We start from the raw sequence: 21,346 nt of genomic DNA on the forward strand, positions 1-21,346 counted from the left end.
CACGGGAAACACTGGTTAACGAAACCACGACCGCCAGAAATCTTCTGAAACCGGCGGAACGCATTCTCAACATCGTGTCCTGCAACTTTTGACCGACAGGCCACCGTTGGACCGACAGGGTCCAGCCGTTGCCCGTACAGGTTAAACGGGCCGCTCGAATGCGGCGCAAAGCGATTTGCGGAACGCCATGACGCCAGATCACCCATGCCGGAGCAGTGCGAAGTTCATGCGCGGCGCCTGCCTCGTCTTCGCCCTTGCCGGACTGTTGCCAATGTCCGCTCAAGCGGGTGTCGACAACAAACCCCTGCTTGATCAGGTGCTCAGCGAGCGCAGGCAGGCATCGGGACCCAGACAGGCCCACGCGAGCCCGCAGGATCCGCTTACCGTGAAATTGTTGTCGCCGTCGCAGGAGGAAACATTCCAGAACTGGTCGCTGCTTTGCCAGGAAATGGAGGCCGGGAATGATTGTTTCCTGTCGCAGACACTTGTGGACAATCGGGTTCCCGACGGCAAAATACTGTTGCAGATCAACGGCATTGATGAAAACGGCGTGCGCGGACATGTGATGCTGCCATCCGGCTTCCTGCTGCAGGAAGGCATTACCATCCGCATCGGCACCTCATCCCTGCAATTTCCCCTGATGTCGTGCATACCGGAGGGGTGCGTTGCCGATATCCGTTTCAATCAGCAGCAATTGGCATTGCTGCAAACCAGCACGCAGGTCGATATCGCAATCATACTCAGGTCCGGCGAAGCCATGCATTTCCCGTTCGCACTGCAGGGGTTTCAATCGGCATTCCAGAAGATGAGCGCGGCCATCCGTCCATAGGACCTTCGCTGCACCGTGCCAAAACTGTTTCCGGTGCTGCCCACCCACCAGCAACGTTCGATTACAAAACGGCCGCCTGCAGCAAAAGTTCGAGACAATACGGACTGATTTTGGACATCGCCCGCAGGGAATGTCGAGCCCAACGCGCGCATCCGGTTGCCGCAATTCTTGAGTGCCCTTCCCGGAATGACAAGACAGAGTTTGGATAGTTGATGGCGGCAAGTTCAAAATTCACTGGTGCAGCGTCGGCGCTCGCCATTTCAGCGGTTCTGATAAATTCGGCAGCGATCGTTGCGACGGTCGCAGGGACGACGGCGGCGCAGGCGGCAACCGTCAGCCGCATCGACGTGCGCGGGAATGCCCAGGTGGATGCTCAAACGGTCAAGGACAATCTCGGCATCACGCCCGACAAACCATTCTCCAGCGCCGATATCGATGCGGCAACCAAACGGCTGTTCAATACCGGCCTGTTCAGCGATGTGCGCATCACCCAGTCCGGCGGTGCGCTGATTGTGACGGTGTCTGAACACCAGATTGTCAATCAGGTCATTTTTCAGGGCAACAAGAAGATCAAGGATACGCAGCTTGCCCAGGCGGTAAAGTTGAAGCCGCGCAGCCCGTTTGATCAGCAGACGCTCGATGCCGACACCGAGGCTGTCCGCGCTGCTTATCACAATACTGGCCGTAATGACGCGACGGTTAGTTCGCGCCTCATGAATCTGGATGGCGGCCGCGTCAACGTTGTCTTCGACATCAACGAAGGCGACCGTACCAAGATCGCCAACATCGTGTTTGTCGGCAACCGCGCTTTCAACACGCGCCGGCTGCGCGATTTGATGACGACACGCCGATCCAATTTCCTGTCCTGGCTGACGCGCAATGACGTCTACAGCGAAGAGCGCATGCGGGCGGATGAAGAAATCCTGCAGCGGTTCTACTACGAGCACGGCTACGCAGATTTCCGCGTGATTTCATCGACGGCCAATCTCGATGCGGCAACCAATGAATATACGATCACCGTTACGGTCGACGAAGGCGAAAAGTACACGTTCGGCGGCGTCGATATCCAGAGTTCGGTCGACGGTGTCGATACATCGAAACTTGGCGGTTTGGTACACACAAAGGAGGGTACGACCTACAACGCCAGGGAAGTCGAAGATTCCGTCAGCAAGCTGTCGGAGCAGGTTGCCGGCCAAGGATATGCCTTTGCCAAGATCGACCCGCGCGGCGACCGCAATTTCCAGAACCATACGATTTCGGTCGTCTACAACATCGACCAGGGTCCGCGCGCCTATCTCGAACGCATTGAAATCCGCGGTAACGCGAAAACCCGGGATTACGTCATCCGCCGTGAATTCGATGTGAGCGAAGGCGACGCATTCAATCAGGTTCTGATCCAGCGCGCCAAGAAGCGCCTGGAGCGGCTCGACTTTTTCCAGAGCGTCAATATCTCGACGACACCCGGCTCACAGCCCGATCAGGTCGTGCTCATCGTCGATGTCGTCGAAAAATCATCCGGCGATTTTTCGATCGGCGGCGGCTACACCACCAGCGGGGATCAGTCCGGTCCCTCAGTCGAAGGCTCGATTACCGAGAAGAACTTTCTTGGGCGCGGTCAGTATCTGCGTCTGTCGGCTGGCACAACGCTCTTCAACAGCCAGAATTATCAGTCCTATGCCCTGTCCTTCACGGAGCCCTATTTCCTCGGCCAGCGCATTTCAGCCGGCTTTGATATCTACAAGCGGCAATCGGGCGTAACCGACAAATACCTGACGGACACGACGGGCGGATCGATCCGGTTCGGCCTGCCGATCAGCACGGATCTCACCGCCGGCGTGGCATACAACCTGTCGCAACAGAAAATAACGATTGACGATGCGGCCCTGACCGCAAGCGGCGTTCCTGACCCGACACTGGTGTCGCAGGCCTATATCGATGCCGCCAGTCAGGGAACGTGGATCAAGTCGTCGGTCAGCTGGTCACTTGTCTACAACACCATCGATGATGGAAAGAACCCGCACGACGGCCTCTACGCGAAATTCGAACAGGAGGCGGCCGGGCTTGGCGGCGATGCCAGCTTTCTCAAAACCACCTTCAAAAGCAGCTTCTACAAGACGCTGTCGGCACAGCAGGATATTGTCGGTCTCGTTCGCGTCGGCGGCGGTTACATCAAGGAGCTCGACAACAACGGGCTGAGCGTCTTTGACACGTTCCAGAGCAGCAGCGACATGATCCGCGGCTTCAGCTATGCCGGAATCGGCCCCCGCGACTCCCGCGTTACCGATGCGGATGGCAGTTTCGTCGGCGGCACGACCTACGTCAATGCAACCGCCGAAACCCAATTCCCCGTGCCTTTGATACCCGAAAGCGTTGGAATCAGGGGCGCTGTCTTTTCCGATGTCGCCACCCTGTTCGGCAGCGACAATGCCTACGCCACCAACACAGACATGCAATGGCGCGCTTCCGTTGGCGCCGGCATCATGTGGGCATCGCCATTCGGCCCCCTCCGGTTTGACTACGCCATTCCCGTGCTGAAAGTCGATGGAGACCAGGTGCAGAACTTCAGCTTCAACATGTCGAGCAAGTTCTGACGGTTGGTTTGATATGCGCCAGTGTCTCGCTTGACAGTCTCCCGCCCCGCATGAAACAAATCCGCGTACCAATTGCTGAAAGCAATCACATTGTACTTTGCTGCCGTTTCAGAGAAACCCATGCGGACCGTATTTCTGTGCCTGATCCTATGCATATTCTCGTCCGCTGCTTTCGCACAACGAACGATATACCTTACCTTCGACGATGGCCCGCTTGAGGGAACGTCGAACATCCTGGACGTCATTCAAGCGCAAAACGTTCCGGCCACGATGTTCATGGTGGGCTTGCATGCCGACGCGAGCAGCGAACGGGCAGCACTGGTGACAAAGGCCAAGTCGATACCCTTCATCACGGTGGGCAACCACAGCTACACCCATGCGAACAATCACTATCGCCTTTTCTATTCCTCCGTTGAGGAGTTGCTGGCCGACCTGGCGCGCGCCAACACGTCGCTGGGGCTGACCGGCAACCCAATCCATGCGCGTCTGCCGGGACGCAATGTCTTCCGCCTTCCCGACCTGTCATCGGACGATCTGTCGATTGGCAAGCCGGAAGACCGGCGTGAAGAACCGGACTTCGAATTTGTCGCGGCGAGCGGTTATTTTCTCTACGGTTGGGATCACGAATGGGTCCATGAGAACAGCGGCAAACCCGTCCAGACCGTCGATCATTTGCTCGGCGAGATCGATCATCTCTTCGGCTTCGGCAAACTGGCCCAGCCCAACAAGCTGATACTTCTAATGCATGACGAGATGTTTCAGGACATGTTCAACGGTGCGGACAATCTGAAAGCGCTGATCACAGGACTGAAGGCCCGGGGTTATACCTTTGGCCGGATCAAGGATTATGACGCCGGCTGAACCTGCCCTGGCGTGCGCCCCTGCTCATGGCTGTTGAACTCCAGTATCACGTTGCAGCCGGTTTTCTGCTCCCCAAGGCTCAAGTCGATGCCATGCAGGCGCGCGATCGCCGCCACGAGGCTCAAGCCAAGCCCATTGCCCGGTTCATGGCGGCTTCTTTCACCCCGGTGAAACCGCTGCAGCACCAGTTCCTTTTCCTGTGGGGGAATGCCGGGGCCCGTGTCTTCCACTGAAAGCCGCGGCCGCTTCAGATGCCCGTCCAGGCTGACTTTGACGGCGCCGCCTCGCGGCGTGAACTTGATGGCGTTGTCGACAAGATTGCCGACGGCTTCAAACAGCAGGCTAGGATCGCCGAGAATGCTGAGGGGAACCGCACCGAAATCAACGGACAGTTCGACCCCGCGCTCCTCGGCAAGCGGCTCGTACAGGTCCACCGCATCCGATACCACGGTTTTCATATCCACCGGCACAAACCCTGCCCGGCGCGCACCGTCTTCAATCTCCGAAATACGCAGGAGCGCGCTGAACGTCTTCAACATTGATTGCGTTTCCACAATCGCACCATCGACATACTCGGCATATTCATCTGCAGTCACCGCCCTGCGGCGGGCACGCTCCAGCCCCGCCAGCATGCGCGTCAGCGGGGTCCGCATATCGTGCGCGATATTGTCACAAACCCCTTTCACTTCGTGCATCAGCCGCTCGATCTCATCGAGCATCGAATTGACGACCTTCACCAGCCGGCGCACATCGCCGCTGCCGCCCAGGGCGGGCAGCCGCTGTGTCAGATCTCCGCTCATGATGTTGCGGGTCGCATCTGAAATCGTGTGGATCTGCCTGACGGAACCGGCACCGATAAACGCCGCACCGAGCAAGCCCAGGGCTGCCGTTACGGCAGCGCCCAGGATCATGGCGTTGGTGAGGACATCATTGAATTCGCGCAGCTCCCCGACATCCTGCGCAATGAGAAGCGTGTTGCCGGATGGCAATGACCTCATAACCCCGCGGAAATGCGCACGTTTGCCAGCCCTCAATGTCGCGAAATTGTGGGGATCTGGCTTGGTCTTATCCGCTGCAGGCAAAGTCATCGGGCTGCCTGCAAGAAGCACACCGTGCGGGTCGAACAAGGAAATCGGGCGTTCCTTGACGGCGTTCACGGATTCCCTCGTCGCCAATCGCGACGTGATGGCCTGATCGTCAAGCGGGGAAAAGGTAGTGACCTCCCGCAGCAGCCACTCATCCGTGCGGTCTGTCAGAAAGTCGCGGGTTTCCCATGAAAGAAAGGCAAACAGCGCCCCTGATGCGACTGCAAAGAGAACCAGAAAAGCGATAGCCAGCCGGAAACTTGTTGTGTGTACGAGTTCAATCAGGCGCATCAAGCACATATCCCGAGCCGCGGACTGTTCTGATCACCGCCGCTGCTCCGGTGGCTTCGATCTTCTTGCGAAGCTTGCTGACATGAACGTCGATGACATTCGTCGGCTCGTCATAACGATAGTGCCAGACTTCCTCAAACAGCATTGTACGGGTCACGATCTGGCCCGCATGGCGCATCATGTATTCCAGCAACCGGTACTCTCGTGGCAGGAGATCGATGAGTTTTCCGGCCCGCTTCACGGTATGGGTCAGGAGATCGGCTTCCAGATCACCGGCGCGAAGCGACGTTTCCGGCATGGCGACCGACCGCCGCCGTGCCAGCACGTCGATGCGTGCCGTCAACTCCAGGAACTCGAACGGCTTGGTCAGGTAGTCATCGCCCCCTGCCTTCAATCCCCTGACCCGCTCGTCCACGGCGGAAAGCGCACTCAGGATCAGCACCGGCGTGTGGATGCCGGCAGCTCTCAGGGTCGACAGGACGCCCAGCCCATCCAGTTCTCCCGGCAGCATGCGGTCAAGAACGATGGCATCATACTTGCCCGTCACGGCTTCGAGCAGCCCCGCTCGGCCATCGGCGGCTATTTTGACGGCACAGCCATTGTCGATCAGCGCCGCTTCGATTTCGGACGCTGTCCGGACATCATCCTCGATTACAAGAATTGTCGACACGTCACCTCCATGAAAACGCCCAATTGAGATTGAATCTGAGAGGCGGGCCTTTGCTATACACCATAATTGGTGCGACCCTGATGCGACTTCGCCAAAACATTAAATGCATTTTATAAATGGAAACGTCATCCATGCGAATATTGATCGTCGAAGATGACAAAAAGACGGCGCGCTTCCTGACGCGCGGCCTGAACGAAAGCGGCCACGTGGCCGATCATGCAGCGGGCGGCGAACTCGGGCTGACCCTCGCAATGGAGGGCATCTATGACGTGGCCATCATCGACCGCATCCTTCCGGGCCTGGACGGTCTGGCCGTCGTTGCGGAACTGCGCCGGCAGAAGATCAACCTGCCGGTGCTGATGCTCAGCGGCATCGCCACCGCCAAGGACAGGATTGAGGGATTGCGCAGCGGTTGCGATGACTATCTCGGCAAGCCCTATGCATTTTCGGAAATTCTTGCCCGTGTCCAGGCATTGCAGCGACGAAACGACCGGACGGCTGGAGCCGATATACTGAGCGTTGGAGATTTGACGCTTGACGTGAAGAAGCGTCAGGCCGCGCGCGCCGGTTCCGCCATTGACCTGCAGAACCGCGAATTTCTTCTTCTGCGCACGCTCATGCAGCATGCCAATGCGGTCGTTACCCGGTCCATGCTGCTCGAGGCGGCGTGGGATTATGATTTCGAGCCGAAGGGCAACATCGTCGACATGCATATTCACCGGTTGCGGAAGAAGCTGAACTCCGGTTTCGAAGAGTCCATTCTGCATACCATCGCCGGTGCCGGTTATCTCATCGGGCGGATGCCGGAAGACCAGGCGCTTGGCGGCGATTGACCTCACACCGTGCCCGGCGCGCACTTTCTAAAATACATTTCATGTTCGCGCGAAGTCGAGAGCATGACCAGGCATCCATTATCGGGGCAGCAGCAAAATTGATTGCCGCATTTTCTTGCCTCGGTGGTGCCAAAGATGGAATTAGACGCTGTTGTTTCTGTACAGAACCCCCGCCGGTTCTGGCCTATCGGGCACGTTGGCCGAAAACGACCCAATGGGCCGTCATGTGCTGCTCACGCGGCACGCTCGCCATCGGTTGATTGCGCCGTTGCCTATCTTGGTGCGTGCCCATGCTGAACCGCGGCCCCAATGAATTCCGTCAGGACGATGGTCATCTGAACGAGCCCGCCGAGCCGAGGCCGGGTGGCCGCAGCCGCCGCCGGTTTTTTGTGATCGGCGGCCTTGTCATGCTGGCCGCAGCCGGTTTCGCCGGACAGCACTATTGGTCGTCTCTGAACGGTCTCCCGGTAAAATCGGCTTCCGCGCCGACTGCTATCCCCGTCACCACCGGGAAAACCGACATTCGGGATCTATCGATTGAACGTTCCGCCCTCGGCACCGTGACAGCGCTGTCCACCGTGACGGTGCGAACCAAGGTCGATGGCCAGCTGCTCAATCTGGCCGTTCAGGAAGGTCAGGATGTCAAGGCCGGCGACGTCCTGGCCCGGATTGATCCGCGCCCTTATGAAGCCGAACTCGCCCGTGCCCAATCCACGCTGGCCAAGGACAGTGCCCAGCTGATTGTTGCAAAGGCCGATTATGACCGCGCGTCCAAGCTATCGAGTTCGGGCTATGGTGCAGTCCAGATCGCCGATACCGCCAAAGGTCAGGTGGCTATTCTGGAAGCAACGATTGCCGGCGATCAGGCCGCTATCGATGCCGCCAAGCTCAATCTGGAATTTGCGACGATCACTGCGCCGGTGAGCGGCCGCACCGGCCTGAAGCTGGTCGACGAAGGCTCGATGCTTCATGTATCGGACGCCGCGGGTCTCGTGACCATCACCAAGATGAAACCGATTGCAGTCCAGTTCTCGCTGCAGCAGGACGACCTTCCCGATCTCCTGGCCAGCCAGAACAGCGGCGAGCTGACGGTCGCCGTCGACAGCCGTGATGGACGGCAGCATCTTGCTGACGGCAAGATCACCGCCATTGACAGCCAGGTGGACCAGAATACCGGCATGATCAAGCTGAAGGCCACCTTTCCCAATGAAAACATGAGCCTGTGGCCCGGCGAGCTGGTGACGGCGCGGGTGGTAACACGAACGGACCGCAACGTCATCGCCGCACCCGCCTCGGCGATCCAGAACGGGCAGAGCGGACCGTACGTCTTCGTTGTGAAGCCCGATAACAAGGTGGCGACCGTTTCCGTCGAAGCGGGTGTCACTGCGGGCGGATTTACCGCCTTGAAATCCGGTCTCGGGCCGGAACAGGACATCGTCGTCAGCGGACAATCCCGCCTGAGCGACGGCGCTTTGATTTCGGCAAAGAACGCCAAACCGAATGTTGCAAGCGCTGCGGAGACAAAGCCATGAGCATCTCCGAGGTCTTCATCCGCCGCCGCGTCGGAACATGTCTGCTTGCACTGGGAATGATGCTTCTTGGCGCGGTCGCCTATTTCATGCTTCCCGTCGCCTCGCTGCCCCAGGTGGACTTTCCAACCATTCAGGTGGAAGCCACCCTTCCCGGCGCCAGTGCCAACACCATGGCAACATCGGTCGCCACGCCGCTGGAAAATCAGCTCTCCAATGTTTCCGGGGTCAATCAGATGACCTCGACCAGTTCTTCGGGCCGGACCAACATCACGATTGAATTCGATCTGTCGCGGGACATCAACGCCGCAGCGCAGGATATCCAGGCGGCCATCGGCGCGGCGGCGGGCAGCTTGCCCAAGAGCCTGCCAAGCCCTCCCACCTATCATAAATCCAACCCCGCCGAAGCCACCGTGCTGACGCTGGCCTTGACCTCCGACCGCCTTCCGCTCACCGAACTCGACCACTACGCTGAAGACATCGTTGCACAGCAGGTATCGCAGATGAACGGTGTGGGGCTCGTGGATTTTCACGGACCGCAGCGTCCCTCCGTGCGCATTCAGATCGACCCGGACAGACTGGCCGCACGCGGGCTCACTCTGGAGGATGTCCGCAGCATCGTTGGCAGCCAGACAGTGAATACACCCAAAGGCTCGATCAGCGGCGACGGCCGCACCACCGTCCTCGACGCCACGGACCAGATCGTCGATGTTCCGACCTACCGCAACACCATCATCGCCTACCGCAACGGCGCGCCGATCTACCTCAAGGATGTGGGCAAGGTTATCGCAGGGCCTGAAGACAACAAGCAGGCTGCGTGGCTGCAGACGAAACGCTCGGTCATGATCGACGTTCACAAAATGGCCGGATCGAACATTCTCGAAACAATCAGCAACATAAAGGCCAGGTTGCCCGCACTGGAAGCCGGGCTTCCAGCTGGCGTCAAACTGTCAGTCGTCGGCGACCGCACGCAGATCATCGACGCATCGGTGTTCGACGTGCAGATCACGATGCTGATCACCGTCGCGCTCGTGGTCATGGTCATCTTTTCATTTCTGCGAAACTTTTGGGCCACGCTCATTCCGAGCATAACCATCCCGCTGTCGCTGCTCGGCACGTTTTGCGTCATGTACCTTCTCGGCTACAGTCTGGATAATCTGTCGCTGATGGGACTGACGATTGCCGTCGGCTTTGTCGTGGACGATGCCATCGTCGTCATCGAGAACATTGTGCGCCACCTCGAAAACGGAAAATCCAAGCTGCAGGCCGCCATCGAAGGCGCGCGTGAAGTCAATTTCACGATCATTTCGATGACCATATCGCTTGTTGCCGTTTTCATCCCCATCCTGCTGATGGGCGGCATTGTCGGGCGCCTGTTCCGCGAATTTGCCGTTACCGTCAGCGTCGCGATCCTGATGTCCGGCCTGATATCCCTGACCGTCACGCCGATGTTGTGCGCCTGGCTGATCCGCGACGAGAAACACACATCGCACGGGCGCATCTTCAACTGGTCCGAGCGGCTGTTCAATTCGATCACGCGCGCCTATGGTCGCGGACTGGATTTCGTTCTCCGGCATCACAACATCACGCTCGTCGTCACCTGCATCACCCTCGTATTGACGGTGTGGCTCTACGTCATCGTCCCCAAGGGATTCCTGCCCGAACAGGATACGGGTTTCATCCAGGCGCAGGCACAGGCAGCAACAGATATTTCCTTCGATGCGATGTCTGTCAAAATGCAGAACCTTGGCGACATCATCATGCGGGATCCGGCCGTCGACAACGTGGCTTACTGGATCAACCCCAGCCCTTCCACCGCCGTGGGACAGGTCCAGATCAATCTGAAGCCGTTCGGCCAGCGCAGCACCGCCCAGGCGGTCATAGCGCGCCTGAAGAAAGCCGTCGCGGGCATGGAGGGACTGACCCTCGGCATGCGGATACGTCAGGATATTCAGGTCGGCGGCCGCTCATCGGCATCGCAATACCAGTACACGCTTCAGGCCCAGGATACGGACGAACTGACCAAATGGGCTGCGGTCATGTCCAAGGCCCTCAGTTCATTGCCCGAGGTCCAGGACGTGATCTCCGACAAGCAGAACGAAGCCACGAGCGCGACATTGAACATCGACCGTGCCACCGCATCGCGTCTCGGCGTGAGTGTTCAGGCCATCGATGACACGCTCTACGATGCCTTCGGACAACGTCAGGTCGCAACCCAGTTCACGCAGGTCAGTCAGAACCACATCGTGCTCGAGGTTGACCCGCGCTACAGCCTGTCCACCGATGCACTCAATCATCTGTTCGTGCGCTCGTCGACGCTGAACCAGCTCGTTCCGCTGAGCCTGCTGGCATCGGTGAAAACAACCGTCTCGCCGGTGACGATCAATCATCAGGGATCGATGCCCGCAACGACACTCTCCTTCAATCTAAAGCCCAACATAGCCCTCGGCGACGCGGTGACGGCCATCCACACCGCGGAGTTGAAGGCAGGGCTCCCGATCACCGTCACCGGCACGTTCCAGGGTACGGCACAGGCCTTCCAGAGTTCCCTGAGCACCCAGCCATGGCTCATCCTGGCGGCGGTCATAGCGGTCTACATCGTGCTCGGCGTTCTCTATGAAAGTGCCATTCATCCTCTGACGATCATATCCACCCTGCCCTCGGCCGGTCTCGGCGCCTTGCTGGCCCTGCTGCTGTTCGGCCAGGACCTGTCCATCGTCGGGATGATCGGCATCATTCTCCTGATCGGGATCGTGAAGAAGAACGCGATCATGATGATCGACTTTGCCCTGGAAGCCGAGCGCCATCAGGGTCTGGCCCCGGCCGAGGCGATCCATCAGGCCTGCCTGCTGCGCTTCCGGCCGATCATGATGACGACCATGGCCGCTCTCCTCGGCGCATTGCCCCTGGCGCTCGGCACAGGCCCCGGCGCGGAACTGCGCACGCCGCTTGGCATTGCCATCGTCGGCGGACTTGTGGTCTCGCAGATCCTCACGCTCTTTACGACGCCGGTCATATATCTGGCGCTCGGCGGTTCGGGCAAAAAGGATTATGCGCTGGACGATACAACGCCTGACATGCTTCCCAGCAAAGGAACAGTTCTAACCCATTGATACAGAATATATTTTCAGGCGTCGCTCTCGGGATGACCGGAGAGCACGCCTGATTGTTTTGTTCTCCTCGTGGCGGCGGCCGCGCGCCCTGTGTGCACAGGAATGCCATACTTGTCCTGTAAGGGTGCGCAGGATACGGTTGTTAACCGGCTTGCAAACCCAACGGCCCGTGATGGCCAGGAGATACCCATTGATGACTGTGCGAAACGCTATTTTCTCGTGTCTTTTCCTTGCGGCGCTGACTGGCCAGTCCGTCGCCGAGACACAGGATATCGCCGGAACCTATGTCAATGATACCGGTCGCACGAAGGTTCGGCTGAGTGACTGCGGCGCCGGGATTTGCGGCACGGTCGTCTGGATGAGCGCGCCCGTCAACGATGTGAAAAATCCCGATGCGTCCAAGCGCAACCGGCCTGTTGTCGGCATTCAGGCCGTAACATTGAAGCCAAACGGCGAAGGAACCTATTCCGGAACCCTCTACAACACAGAAAATGGCCAGACCTATACGGGCAAGGCAAAGGTTTCGGACCAGGGCATAGAACTGTCCGGCTGCGTCCTTGGCGGATTGATCTGCAAGGTCTCGGTCTGGCGCCGCGCCGACTGAGTCACCGCCAACCTCTATCCGCTGGCCAGCGCTTGCATGCCGCCGACAGCACACCTATGTGCAACGTGAGGCATTAACCGGCATTCACTGGAGGGCTTTCATGAGTCGTCGTGCTGCAGCTGTCGTCCTTGCAATCCTTGGCATTGCCGGTTCAAGCCCGATTGCATGGGCTGCCCCATCCGTCAATGCGGGCAGGAATGCACCGAGCACCACCACCCCTTTCACGGCAACGACCGTTGCACGTTTTGATACGCCGTGGGCCATAGCCTTCCTCCCCGACAGCCGCATGCTTGTTACGGAAAAGCCGGGCCGGCTTTTTCTCGTTACCCGCGAGGGAAGCAAGACGGAGATTGGCGGCGTTCCCAAGGTGGCCTATAGTGGCCAGAACGGCCTGCTCGACGTGGCGGTCGCGCCGGATTTTGCAAAGAAACCCGTCATTTACCTGACCTACGTGGAACCGGGGGCTGGCGGCAGCAGTCTCGCCCTCGCCCGCGCCGAACTCTCGCTGACCGGAAAGACCGCCGCATTGAAGGGGCTGGAAGTCATCTGGCGGCAGATGCCGAAGGGCAGCGGCGGCCAGCCCGGCGGAATTATCGCGTTCTCCCCTGACGGTCGGCACCTGTTCCTCACATCGGGGGATCGCATGCGGCCAGACACCGCCCAAGACCCCGATCAGGCGCTGGGAAAAGTGCTGCGGCTCAATCTCGACGGATCGACCCCTCCCGACAATCCCTGGGCCAAGCAAGGCGGCATCAGGGCACAGATCTGGACCCTCGGGCATCGCAACCCCTACGGCCTTGCCTTTGATGCCAAGGGCAGGCTCTGGCTGGATGAAATGGGTCCGAAGGGCGGCGATGAACTCAACCTCCTGAAGCCGGGACGGAATTACGGCTGGCCGATTGTCTCCAACGGCGACAATTACAATGGGACACCCATTCCGCGCCATGATACCCGTCCGGAATTCGAAGCGCCTCTTGTCTACTGGACGCCGGTCATCGCTCCCGCCGGTCTTGCATTTTACCAGGGCGACCTCTTCCCGCAATGGAAAGGCTCGGCCTTTATCGGCGGATTGGTCGAGAAGGGCTTCGTGCGGATCAGCTTCGATGCCAATGGCGGTGCCAGGGAAGCGGACCGATGGGTGCTTGGCCATCGCATCCGCGATGTCGCCGTGGCACCGGATGGCGCGCTTTGGCTGATCGAAGACGAAAGCAACGGCCGCCTGCTGCGGCTGACGCCGAAATAGGAGCATGGCATCGTCAGTGCCGTTGCTTTGACGCAATGCTCACCGCGATATGAGCATCGGCAGTTCGGTGTTGGACAACAGCGAACGCGTCACGCCGCCAAACAGGATTTCGGTGGAGCGCGGGTGACTATAGGCGCCGATGACCAGCAGATTTGCCCCTACCCCACGGGCTTCCCGCACAATCGCGTGAGCAACCGGTTCATTTGACGAAACGACGAGAACGGTCGCCGGCACATCGTGCTTAGCCAGATGGCTCAGGAGATCCGCGCCCGGCTCATGATTGCAATCGGCCGCAGCGCGACCGTTTTCGATGACCAGTATCGTGACCTGCTTTGCCGTCACGATAAACGGCATGGCATCGTAAACCGCCCGGCGCGCCTCCCGGCTGCCATTCCAGGCGATGACCACCTTGTCACCGATACTCCCTCCATCCCACTCCCGCGGAACAACCAGAACGGGAATTCCCGTTGCAAGGAGCAATTGTTCGGCCGACCAGCTCATCGGAAGATCACCCAGCGGCGGTTGTGCGGCAACGATGAGGTCCGCATTCAGGCCTCGGACCATGTTCTGGTCATCAAGCCTGTCCTGCCATGCAACACGAAACTCGGAACCGACGCCCTCGGCTTCGGTTATCCGGGCGAAGTGCCGGCCCGACCTGATCAGTTTGTTCTCGTCAGCGCTTCTTTGGCGAACGATCACCTGTCGGATTGCTTCCGACCCGCGCGCAAAATTTTCGGATGCCGAGCCGTAGGCGGCCCGCGTCAAACCGTAAACACCGACGAGATAAGCCCCATGCTTCTTGGCGAGGCGCGCCGCGTGCGCACCAACTTTCTCGCCGGGGAGAGAGGCATCCAGGAAAACGACGATATCACGCCACACGGAAAGCATCGGAATACTCCTTGAACCATGTCCTTCTCAAGATATGGTATCGGGATTTCCATTTGTCACCCATCATGGGGCGTGCGGCGTGTTAAATTGTCGATATGGTTGAAATGCTTGACCACCTGCCTGTCAGGTGTCATTCGCCTTGCGGCTTACTTCCCGGCAAGCACACCATCCAGTGTTGAAGCGAGACGTCCATCGCCGTTCTGATCACCGGCCATCCTGGTAAAAACCTCAGCCATGGCGTGGAAAAGCGCTGCGCCGGGATCGTCAGGTCCAAGGAACTCGGCAATCTCTTCCATCTCGGCAACCCATCGATAGGCCTTAGGGTACATATCGGGTATTGAGCGTTGAAAACGGGCGAGAAGCTCCGGCATGCTCTCCGCCATCTCGGCGTGCAGGCTTGCCGCGGAACCCGATCCGGCTGCGGCCAGCAGCATGGTCGTTCCAAGCCCGACCAGTCCCTTGTTGATGCCGGCATAGACCATCTTCAGGGCGGAGGCTGCACCGATCGAACCGTCGACGCGGTGGGTCCGCAAGCCGAGCGCCTTGAGACGGTTGACAATCCCCTCGTCACCGCCGCTCACATAGAATTTCGGTCCTGCATTATCGGGTTTCGGCGGCAGGCCGATAATAGCGCCATCGAGTATATCCCACCCTGTCCCGGACAGAACTGATGCGACTTCGCGCATCGAAAGCGGATTGATCGCGTTGAAATCGATGAACGTGCCTTTGGCACCCGCTGCCGACAAAACCGTTGCGAACCCGTGCGCGACGCCGACCGCTTCCGCCGGAGGAACAATGGAAAATATCAGGTCGGCCCTTGCGATATCGGCGATGGCTGCCGGTTCAATGCCCGCCGCCCGGACGCGGTCCAGTGTCCGCTGGCTTCGCCCTTCGGTAAAGGAAAGGACGCGGGCTCCGCCCTGTATCAGGCGTTGCCCGACGGCGCTGCCCATGGCCCCGGCTCCGATGATGGCGATGGTTGTCGGCATGAGTTCATCCTCAAATGATCTGAACACTCCGACCAAGCCTCGCCAAGCGCCGTTCGATTGTCAACGGCTCAATCAAGAGGCCGAAAGCCCTCGGATGCGCTCCAGCAGTGTGCGGACGGCACGCCGTTGGCTCCCCCGTTCTGTGATGGCATGGAATTTCAATTGGCTGGCTAACGGAGCGCTGGAAATCGGCACAAGGCTGCCGTTTTGGACAAATATCTCGCCATAGGGCGCGCGCAGGAGGGCCACACCGCTTCCCGCAGCCGCCGCATGCAAACCCAGATCATAGTCCGGATAGCGGCGGTCCTGCGGACGCGGGCGATACCGGTGCCCGCGCTCGGCCAGCCAGATACGCCACGCATCGGGATAAGCGTCGTGAATAAGAGGATGGCGGAGAATATCGCCCGGCTCAGGTTCATCTCCCAAGACGAGGGCCAGCTCGGGCGATGCGACGGGAAGGAGGACTTCGTCGAAAAGCGGCATGGCCACACCATCGCTCCAGTCACCGCGGCCATAGCGCATTGCCACGTCAACCTCGCCGAGCGGGGCATAGCGGCGGTCAAGCTCCAGTTCGATCCGCAGATCGGGTGGAGAGCCCTCCAGTTTGGCAAGGTTCGGCAAAATCCACAGCCGCGCGAAGGACGGCAGGACGCTGATCCTGACGGTTTCGGGCTGGCGGTTCTCCCGCCATTCAGCCGCCCCGCTATCGATCAGGTCAAGCGCCTGCTCGAACAACCGCACAAGCCGTTGCCCTTCGATCGTCAGGCGAACCCCGCGCCCGTGCCGTTCGAACAATGCCGTCCCGGCCCAGGCCTCGACAATGGCGACGCGCCGGCTGATAGCTCCATGCGTCAAATCGAGTTCATCGGCAGCGCCGGAGAACGAGCCGGTGCGATTGGACGACAGAACCGCCTGTATGGCATCGAAGGACGGGAGATCCGAGCTGTGCTTCATTCTCACAGCTCACGCCATATCAGCACTCTATGTCAAGTCTGGAACGTGTTTTACAGTCTCCGCATGACCTCATCCCGCCCCACACTTTTACCGATCCTGGCTATCTCCACGACCATTCTCGTCTGGGCGACAGCTTTTCCCGCAATCAAGCTTGCGCTCACACAACTGGAGCCCTTGCCACTCGCATCGATCCGCTATGCCATCGCCGCACTGCTGGCCGCGATATGGCTGGTCTGGAAGCGCCCTGCCCGCATGCCGCTGCCTCATTTCCTGCTCTGTGCCGGCTGTGGCATTGTGGGCGGCGCCGGTTACAGCGTTCTGCTGAATATCGGACAGCAAACCGTAGCGGCGGGCGCAGCAAGTTTCCTCATCAAGACTGAATCGCTCTGGATGGCGACATTCGCCGTCGTGCTCCTGAAGGAGCGGTTTCCGCCCATTGCCTGGGGCGGAACCCTGTTGTGTATTATCGGCATTGGCTTGATAGCCAGCGCACAGGCTGGCGGGCTGACCCTGAACTCAGGTGCCGCCGTTGTACTCGGCGCTGCCTTGTGCTCGGCAACGGGCTTCACGGTGCAGCGCCAGCTGGTTTCGCGCTATGGTGCCCTGCATGTGGCGGCCATCATGTTTATATCAGCTGCGCTCGCGCTTTCGCCATGGCTGTCGCAGGCCATAGCGCAAACCGGCAATGCATCGCTGGCCGTGCGAGGCTGGATCGGCTTCCTCGGCATTTTTCCCACCGCAATCGGCCTGGTTTGCTGGGCCTATGCGCTCGGCACGTTTGGCGTCGCCCGGGCCGGAAACTTTCTCTACCTCATTGCCCCCATCGCCATGCTGATCGCCTGGCTCATTGCCGGCGAACCACCGAAAATGAGCACGGTCCTTGGCGGCATGCTCATCCTGGCCGGGGTTGTGATCGTGAACATGCGCGGCAAGACTGTGCAGACACCGGTTGACGTCCGCACCGAAACGCCGGCGACCGATACCGCACCATTGCCTACAGCGTCGATAGTTTCAGACCAATCAGTCCCGCAACGATGAAGCCGACGCTTGCAAGCCGGAAAAGCGTGACCGCTTCACCGAGGAAGAATATGCCGACGAGGAATGCGCCAACCGCTCCGATACCCGTCCAGATGGCGTAGGCGGTGCCGAGCGGCAGGGATTTCATCGCCACGGCGAGCAAGCCAAAGCTGATGATCATCGTGACGATGGTGATCACACTCGGCACAAGCCGCGTGAAACCGTCGGACTGTTTCATTGTGGAAGCCCAAATCACCTCAAACAGGCCAGCAAGAGCAAGATAGATCCATGCCATGATCGTTCCTTTCACAGGGGTATTGGTTTCAGTGGCCGGGATGAAGCGCATCGTTCAGATACATGCATGTCAGCATGGCGAAGACGTAGGCCTGAATGAAAGACATCAGCAGTTCAAGTCCGGTCAGGGCGACGGCCATGGCCAGCGGCAGAACGGCGGCCAGAAGTCCGACGCCGCCCGCATCAACCAGATCAGCCACAAAGCCGGAAAATACTTTCAGGGTGATGTGCCCTGCCAGCATCACCGCAAACAGGCGCACCGAATGACTGAGCGGGCGTGACAGGTATGAGATGATCTCGATGGGGATAATCACCGGTGCGAGCACAACCGGCACGCCGGCCGGCATGAACAGCCGCAGGAATTTCAAGCCGTGCCGCCGGAAGCCGTAAATGGTGACCGTGAGGAAAACGAGAATTGCCAGGGCAAAGGTGACAATGATCTGGCTGGTCACCGTAAAGGCATAGGGAACCATGCCGATCAGGTTTGCCACGAGGATGAAGATGAACAGCGAGAAGACAAACGGAAAGAACCGCATCCCCTGTTCACCGGCATTTTGCCGGAGCAGGCCGGCGACGAACTCGTACAGCATCTCCGCCGTGGACTGCAGACGCCCCGGATTGAGCCTGCGTTTGCGCATGGAAATCATCAGGAACGCACTGGAAACAGCAACGGTCAGGACCATATAGGCGGACGCGTTGGTGAAGCTGATCTCATGGCCCGCGATCTCGGCCAGGCGGACGAGCGGCTTGATTTCGAATTGTTCGATAGGGCCAGCCATCACAGACCTCGCCCGGTCTGACGATGAGAGCTGGCTGGAACGGCGACAGTCAAACAGGAAAAATTCAGTGCGGTGTGGGACACCATCATCTCCTTCAATCGAGATAACGGGGCCGTCCCCATGCGCAACCATGACACAGGTCGTCCTGTGCATGGCTGTCCTAGCCGCCAATCCGCAGCAATTCAAGTCAACAAATCGTCAGATACAGATCGAAGGGCCGGCTAGTCGACGGAAATCACTTCGCCCGTGCGCCTGTCGACGCTGACGCGAACATCATTGCCGCGCCGGTCTGTCCCCTCCACGATGAAACGGGACCTCGTCCGGTCTATATTGTCCACGTTGCGCAAACCTTCGGCGCGGGCGATCCGCACTGCTTCACGCTCGCTGATATCCATGCCGCGCCGCATGGGCCGCTCGGCACCCGGTTCGACAAGACGCACACCGCCCGGCCCGATTTCGAGTGATTGAGCGAAAGACGGGGCCGCCGACAGGACTGTCACCGCCGCAATGGCTGCAATAGCAAAATGTTTAAACATGATAGCCTCCCAAAGAACATTGTTAAAATGCATGGTCACCAAGGGAAACGCCAAGCGAGGGATGTTGTTCCGTTCAAATGCCCGAGGCTTGCTGATCTGCCGGCTTCTTGTCGTAGAAGAGTTCTCCCGTTCCCATGGTCAAATCGGCTTTCACCGCAGCGAAGTCGCTGGCCGATGTCCAGTATCGCAGGGTGATGGCGATGGATTCATCCGTGAGATCCGAGGCGAAGACCTGCGGGGCCGGATCCCGCAAAATGCGCTTGTCATTGGCGGTCAGCGCCACCAGGTTCTTGCGTATCCGGTCGATATCCTCGCCATGATCGGCCCCGAGTGTAATGTCATTGCGGCGGACACCGTTGCGCGTGTAGTTTTTGACGGGCTGGGTCCAAAGGGTTGAATTGGGCGCAAGGACATAGACGCCGTCCGCAGCCCGCAAGCGCGTGGCAAACAGCCCGATTTCCTCCACCGTGCCGGAAATGCTGCCGACTTCGACATATTCCCCGATACGCAGCGGCCGCAAGGCCAGGAGCATGATGCCGGCCGCGATATTCTGCAGGGTCCCCTGCAGGGCAAGGCCAATGGCCAGGCCGACAGCGCCGATGGCGGCAATGACCGACGCGGTCTGAATGCCGAACTGGCCGAGCACCATGACCGCCACCAGTCCCAAAACCGCATAGCGGGCGATTTTTGAAAAGAAGCGGCGCAGTGTCAGGTCGAAGCCGCCGACCTTCCCCAATCCGGCATAAAGCCAGCGTTCCACCAGTCCGGCAACGATGTAGCCGATCACCAGCAGCAATATGGCGCCAAGGACCGAGAATGAATAGGTGACAACAAGCGCGCTTGCCTGATGAATACCGGTCTGTATGGCGGTGACAGCGTTTTGGGGATCAAGTTCCATAGGCCAATTCTCCTGATCAGAAACTGTGGGTGGGAAATATCAGAGTGTTGGGACGGTTCCTTCGTGAACTATTGCGTCAATCTCAAGGACATTGCATCCGCGATGTCCTTTCGCCCGTCGTTCCGGACATACTTTTGACAACCCATCCGGGCGATATGCCATTTCAGGGCTTGCGCCGAAACCCGCTGTCTGATTCTTTGCCGGACATTGGGGTACGGAGAGGCTTTGATTCTCCGAGTGAGCTCCGTCATAACATTACGTACCTGCACGCCGATACAGACCATCGGCCGGGAATAAGGATTGCACGATGTCAATTAACCTCAAGAAGCCGGAAATTTCCGAGATGAAGCCGAATATCACCGTGTTCGGTGTCGGCGGCGGCGGCGGCAATGCGGTTAACAACATGATCCGTGAAAACCTGCAGGGCACGCAGTTCATTGTGGCCAATACGGATGCCCAGGCACTGGCCATGTCCAAGGCAAGCCGGCTGATCCAGCTCGGCGCCAATGTGACGCAGGGGCTTGGCGCAGGCTCCCATCCGGAAATCGGACGGGCCGCTGCGGAAGAAAGCATCGACGAAATCATGGATCATCTTGCCGGCACACACATGTGCTTCGTGACGGCAGGCATGGGCGGCGGCACCGGCACCGGCGCAGCGCCGGTCATTGCCCGCGCAGCCCGCTCGGCCGGCATCCTGACGGTTGGCGTCGTGACAAAGCCATTCTCGTTCGAAGGCACGCGCCGCATGCGCATGGCTGAAGAAGGTCTGGAAGAACTGCGCGACAGCGCCGATACGCTGATCGTCATCCCCAACCAGAACCTTTTCCGCGTCGCCAATGCATCCACGACCTTTGCCGATGCCTTTGCCACCGCCGACCGCGTTCTCTATTCCGGTGTTGCCTGCATCACGGATCTGATGGTCCGCGAAGGCCTGATCAATCTGGATTTTGCCGACGTGCGCTCGGTCATGCGCGACATGGGCCGCGCCATGATGGGAACGGGCGAAGGCACCGGCGAAGGCCGCGCACAGGCGGCCGCCGAAGCTGCAATCGCCAATCCGCTTCTCGACGTGGAATCGATGAAGGGTGCCAAGGGCGTCCTGGTATCGATTTCCGGCGGACGCGACATGACCCTGTTCGAGGTCGATGAAGCCGCAACCCGTATCCGCGAAGAAGTCGACGATCAGGCCAACATCATTCTTGGCGCGACCTTTGACGATGCGCTGGAAGGCGTATTCCGGGTATCGGTGGTTGCAACCGGCATCGATGTTGCCCGCGCTGCCGCACTGTCTGACGCAGGCACACCCGGCTCCGTCCTGTCGATGACAAGACGCCAGGCCTGA

General features: G+C 59.3%; 19 protein-coding genes. 10 read left to right on the top strand and 9 right to left on the bottom strand.

Annotation, left to right across the window (positions count from 1 at the left end; genetic code table 11):
* The first annotated feature begins 187 nt into the window (after positions 1 to 187).
* The 3 genes from ACIQWS_RS09915 (at position 188) to ACIQWS_RS09925 (ending at position 4,281) form a co-directional block, all read left to right on the top strand.
* Positions 188 to 829 carry an invasion associated locus B family protein gene (locus ACIQWS_RS09915; protein WP_403175770.1) on the top strand — a complete coding sequence of 214 codons (642 nt, stop codon included), beginning with the start codon at positions 188 to 190 and terminating at the stop codon, positions 827 to 829.
* A gap of 212 nt (positions 830 to 1,041) precedes the next feature.
* Positions 1,042 to 3,420, top strand: a complete 2,379-nt coding sequence (gene bamA, locus ACIQWS_RS09920) for an outer membrane protein assembly factor BamA (protein WP_403175777.1) — start codon at positions 1,042 to 1,044, stop codon at positions 3,418 to 3,420.
* A 120-nt stretch (positions 3,421 to 3,540) separates the two neighbouring features.
* Positions 3,541 to 4,281: a polysaccharide deacetylase family protein gene (locus ACIQWS_RS09925; protein ID WP_346306590.1), complete on the top strand. Its 741-nt coding sequence runs from the start codon at positions 3,541 to 3,543 to the stop codon at positions 4,279 to 4,281.
* Here ACIQWS_RS09925 and ACIQWS_RS09930 read toward each other — a convergent pair.
* The gene (locus tag ACIQWS_RS09930) at positions 4,266 to 5,657 is read right to left on the bottom strand and encodes a sensor histidine kinase (protein ID WP_403175785.1); all 1,392 of its coding nucleotides are present in this window, start codon (positions 5,655 to 5,657) and stop codon (positions 4,266 to 4,268) included. The genes ACIQWS_RS09925 and ACIQWS_RS09930 overlap by 16 nt on opposite strands.
* Positions 5,644 to 6,327: a response regulator transcription factor gene (locus tag ACIQWS_RS09935; protein ID WP_403175791.1), complete on the bottom strand. Its 684-nt coding sequence runs from the start codon at positions 6,325 to 6,327 to the stop codon at positions 5,644 to 5,646. The genes ACIQWS_RS09930 and ACIQWS_RS09935 overlap by 14 nt, the downstream gene beginning before the upstream one ends.
* A gap of 131 nt (positions 6,328 to 6,458) precedes the next feature.
* Between ACIQWS_RS09935 and ACIQWS_RS09940 the strand changes: the two genes are divergently transcribed.
* The 5 genes from ACIQWS_RS09940 to ACIQWS_RS09960 all read left to right on the top strand — a co-directional run bounded on the left by ACIQWS_RS09940 (position 6,459) and on the right by ACIQWS_RS09960 (position 13,649).
* Positions 6,459 to 7,160 carry a response regulator transcription factor gene (locus ACIQWS_RS09940; RefSeq protein ID WP_403175796.1) on the top strand — a complete coding sequence of 234 codons (702 nt, stop codon included), beginning with the start codon at positions 6,459 to 6,461 and terminating at the stop codon, positions 7,158 to 7,160.
* A gap of 290 nt (positions 7,161 to 7,450) precedes the next feature.
* Entirely contained in the window at positions 7,451 to 8,692 is a 1,242-nt protein-coding gene (locus tag ACIQWS_RS09945; RefSeq protein WP_403175800.1) for an efflux RND transporter periplasmic adaptor subunit, read from the top strand.
* Positions 8,689 to 11,802 (top strand): efflux RND transporter permease subunit, encoded by a 3,114-nt coding sequence (locus ACIQWS_RS09950; protein WP_403175806.1) that lies wholly within the window; start codon positions 8,689 to 8,691, stop codon positions 11,800 to 11,802. The genes ACIQWS_RS09945 and ACIQWS_RS09950 overlap by 4 nt, the downstream gene beginning before the upstream one ends.
* 193 nt (positions 11,803 to 11,995) lie before the next feature.
* Positions 11,996 to 12,406, top strand: a complete 411-nt coding sequence (locus ACIQWS_RS09955; protein WP_223613047.1) for a DUF2147 domain-containing protein — start codon at positions 11,996 to 11,998, stop codon at positions 12,404 to 12,406.
* 100 nt (positions 12,407 to 12,506) lie between these two features.
* On the top strand, positions 12,507 to 13,649 hold the full coding sequence (locus ACIQWS_RS09960; protein ID WP_403175813.1) for a PQQ-dependent sugar dehydrogenase: 1,143 nt from the start codon (positions 12,507 to 12,509) through the stop codon (positions 13,647 to 13,649).
* 39 nt (positions 13,650 to 13,688) lie between these two features.
* Here the strand turns inward: ACIQWS_RS09960 and ACIQWS_RS09965 are convergent, their stop codons facing one another.
* The 3 genes from ACIQWS_RS09965 to ACIQWS_RS09975 form a co-directional block, all read right to left on the bottom strand.
* Positions 13,689 to 14,537 carry a universal stress protein gene (locus tag ACIQWS_RS09965; RefSeq protein WP_403175815.1) on the bottom strand — a complete coding sequence of 283 codons (849 nt, stop codon included), beginning with the start codon at positions 14,535 to 14,537 and terminating at the stop codon, positions 13,689 to 13,691.
* A 146-nt stretch (positions 14,538 to 14,683) separates the two neighbouring features.
* Positions 14,684 to 15,526, bottom strand: coding sequence for a DUF1932 domain-containing protein (locus ACIQWS_RS09970; RefSeq protein WP_403175818.1), 843 nt, complete (start codon positions 15,524 to 15,526; stop codon positions 14,684 to 14,686).
* Positions 15,527 to 15,598: 72 nt separating this feature from the next.
* Positions 15,599 to 16,480, bottom strand: coding sequence for a LysR substrate-binding domain-containing protein (locus tag ACIQWS_RS09975; protein WP_403175823.1), 882 nt, complete (start codon positions 16,478 to 16,480; stop codon positions 15,599 to 15,601).
* A 63-nt stretch (positions 16,481 to 16,543) separates the two neighbouring features.
* On the opposite strand from ACIQWS_RS09975, the gene ACIQWS_RS09980 reads away from it, so the two are divergent.
* Positions 16,544 to 17,518, top strand: a complete 975-nt coding sequence (locus ACIQWS_RS09980) for a DMT family transporter (RefSeq protein WP_403175830.1) — start codon at positions 16,544 to 16,546, stop codon at positions 17,516 to 17,518.
* Here the strand turns inward: ACIQWS_RS09980 and sugE are convergent.
* The 4 genes from sugE to ACIQWS_RS10000 form a co-directional block, all read right to left on the bottom strand.
* Complete coding sequence (sugE, locus tag ACIQWS_RS09985) at positions 17,475 to 17,792, bottom strand: quaternary ammonium compound efflux SMR transporter SugE (RefSeq protein ID WP_223613041.1); 318 nt, start codon at positions 17,790 to 17,792, stop codon at positions 17,475 to 17,477. The genes ACIQWS_RS09980 and sugE overlap by 44 nt on opposite strands.
* Positions 17,793 to 17,820: 28 nt before the next feature.
* On the bottom strand, positions 17,821 to 18,570 hold the full coding sequence (locus tag ACIQWS_RS09990; protein WP_403175838.1) for a F0F1 ATP synthase subunit A: 750 nt from the start codon (positions 18,568 to 18,570) through the stop codon (positions 17,821 to 17,823).
* A 221-nt stretch (positions 18,571 to 18,791) separates the two neighbouring features.
* On the bottom strand, positions 18,792 to 19,106 hold the full coding sequence (locus tag ACIQWS_RS09995) for a PepSY domain-containing protein (RefSeq protein ID WP_223613039.1): 315 nt from the start codon (positions 19,104 to 19,106) through the stop codon (positions 18,792 to 18,794).
* 73 nt (positions 19,107 to 19,179) lie between these two features.
* Entirely contained in the window at positions 19,180 to 20,004 is an 825-nt protein-coding gene (locus ACIQWS_RS10000) for a mechanosensitive ion channel domain-containing protein (RefSeq protein WP_346305215.1), read from the bottom strand.
* A gap of 307 nt (positions 20,005 to 20,311) precedes the next feature.
* Between ACIQWS_RS10000 and ftsZ the strand changes: the two genes are divergently transcribed.
* Positions 20,312 to 21,346 (top strand): cell division protein FtsZ, encoded by a 1,035-nt coding sequence (gene ftsZ, locus ACIQWS_RS10005; RefSeq protein WP_223613037.1) that lies wholly within the window; start codon positions 20,312 to 20,314, stop codon positions 21,344 to 21,346.

Source organism: Phyllobacterium sp. NPDC097923 (assembly GCF_044760925.1).
In the GTDB taxonomy this organism is placed as follows: Bacteria; Pseudomonadota; Alphaproteobacteria; order Rhizobiales; family Rhizobiaceae; genus Phyllobacterium; species Phyllobacterium calauticae.

Excerpts from the sequence above, each read along its gene's own strand:
- ACIQWS_RS09915 (WP_403175770.1), top strand. The coding sequence starts at position 188 with ATGACGCCAGATCACCCATGCCGGAGCAGTGCGAAGTTCATGCGCGGC.
- bamA (WP_403175777.1), top strand. The coding sequence starts at position 1,042 with ATGGCGGCAAGTTCAAAATTCACTGGTGCAGCGTCGGCGCTCGCCATT.
- ACIQWS_RS09925 (WP_346306590.1), top strand. The coding sequence starts at position 3,541 with ATGCGGACCGTATTTCTGTGCCTGATCCTATGCATATTCTCGTCCGCT.
- ACIQWS_RS09930 (WP_403175785.1), bottom strand. The coding sequence starts at position 5,657 with ATGCGCCTGATTGAACTCGTACACACAACAAGTTTCCGGCTGGCTATC.
- ACIQWS_RS09940 (WP_403175796.1), top strand. The coding sequence starts at position 6,459 with ATGCGAATATTGATCGTCGAAGATGACAAAAAGACGGCGCGCTTCCTG.
- ACIQWS_RS09945 (WP_403175800.1), top strand. The coding sequence starts at position 7,451 with ATGCTGAACCGCGGCCCCAATGAATTCCGTCAGGACGATGGTCATCTG.
- ACIQWS_RS09950 (WP_403175806.1), top strand. The coding sequence starts at position 8,689 with ATGAGCATCTCCGAGGTCTTCATCCGCCGCCGCGTCGGAACATGTCTG.
- ACIQWS_RS09955 (WP_223613047.1), top strand. The coding sequence starts at position 11,996 with ATGACTGTGCGAAACGCTATTTTCTCGTGTCTTTTCCTTGCGGCGCTG.
- ACIQWS_RS09960 (WP_403175813.1), top strand. The coding sequence starts at position 12,507 with ATGAGTCGTCGTGCTGCAGCTGTCGTCCTTGCAATCCTTGGCATTGCC.
- ACIQWS_RS09965 (WP_403175815.1), bottom strand. The coding sequence starts at position 14,537 with ATGCTTTCCGTGTGGCGTGATATCGTCGTTTTCCTGGATGCCTCTCTC.
- ACIQWS_RS09970 (WP_403175818.1), bottom strand. The coding sequence starts at position 15,526 with ATGCCGACAACCATCGCCATCATCGGAGCCGGGGCCATGGGCAGCGCC.
- ACIQWS_RS09975 (WP_403175823.1), bottom strand. The coding sequence starts at position 16,480 with ATGAAGCACAGCTCGGATCTCCCGTCCTTCGATGCCATACAGGCGGTT.
- ACIQWS_RS09980 (WP_403175830.1), top strand. The coding sequence starts at position 16,544 with ATGACCTCATCCCGCCCCACACTTTTACCGATCCTGGCTATCTCCACG.
- sugE (WP_223613041.1), bottom strand. The coding sequence starts at position 17,792 with ATGGCATGGATCTATCTTGCTCTTGCTGGCCTGTTTGAGGTGATTTGG.
- ACIQWS_RS09990 (WP_403175838.1), bottom strand. The coding sequence starts at position 18,570 with ATGGCTGGCCCTATCGAACAATTCGAAATCAAGCCGCTCGTCCGCCTG.
- ACIQWS_RS09995 (WP_223613039.1), bottom strand. The coding sequence starts at position 19,106 with ATGTTTAAACATTTTGCTATTGCAGCCATTGCGGCGGTGACAGTCCTG.
- ACIQWS_RS10000 (WP_346305215.1), bottom strand. The coding sequence starts at position 20,004 with ATGGAACTTGATCCCCAAAACGCTGTCACCGCCATACAGACCGGTATT.
- ftsZ (WP_223613037.1), top strand. The coding sequence starts at position 20,312 with ATGTCAATTAACCTCAAGAAGCCGGAAATTTCCGAGATGAAGCCGAAT.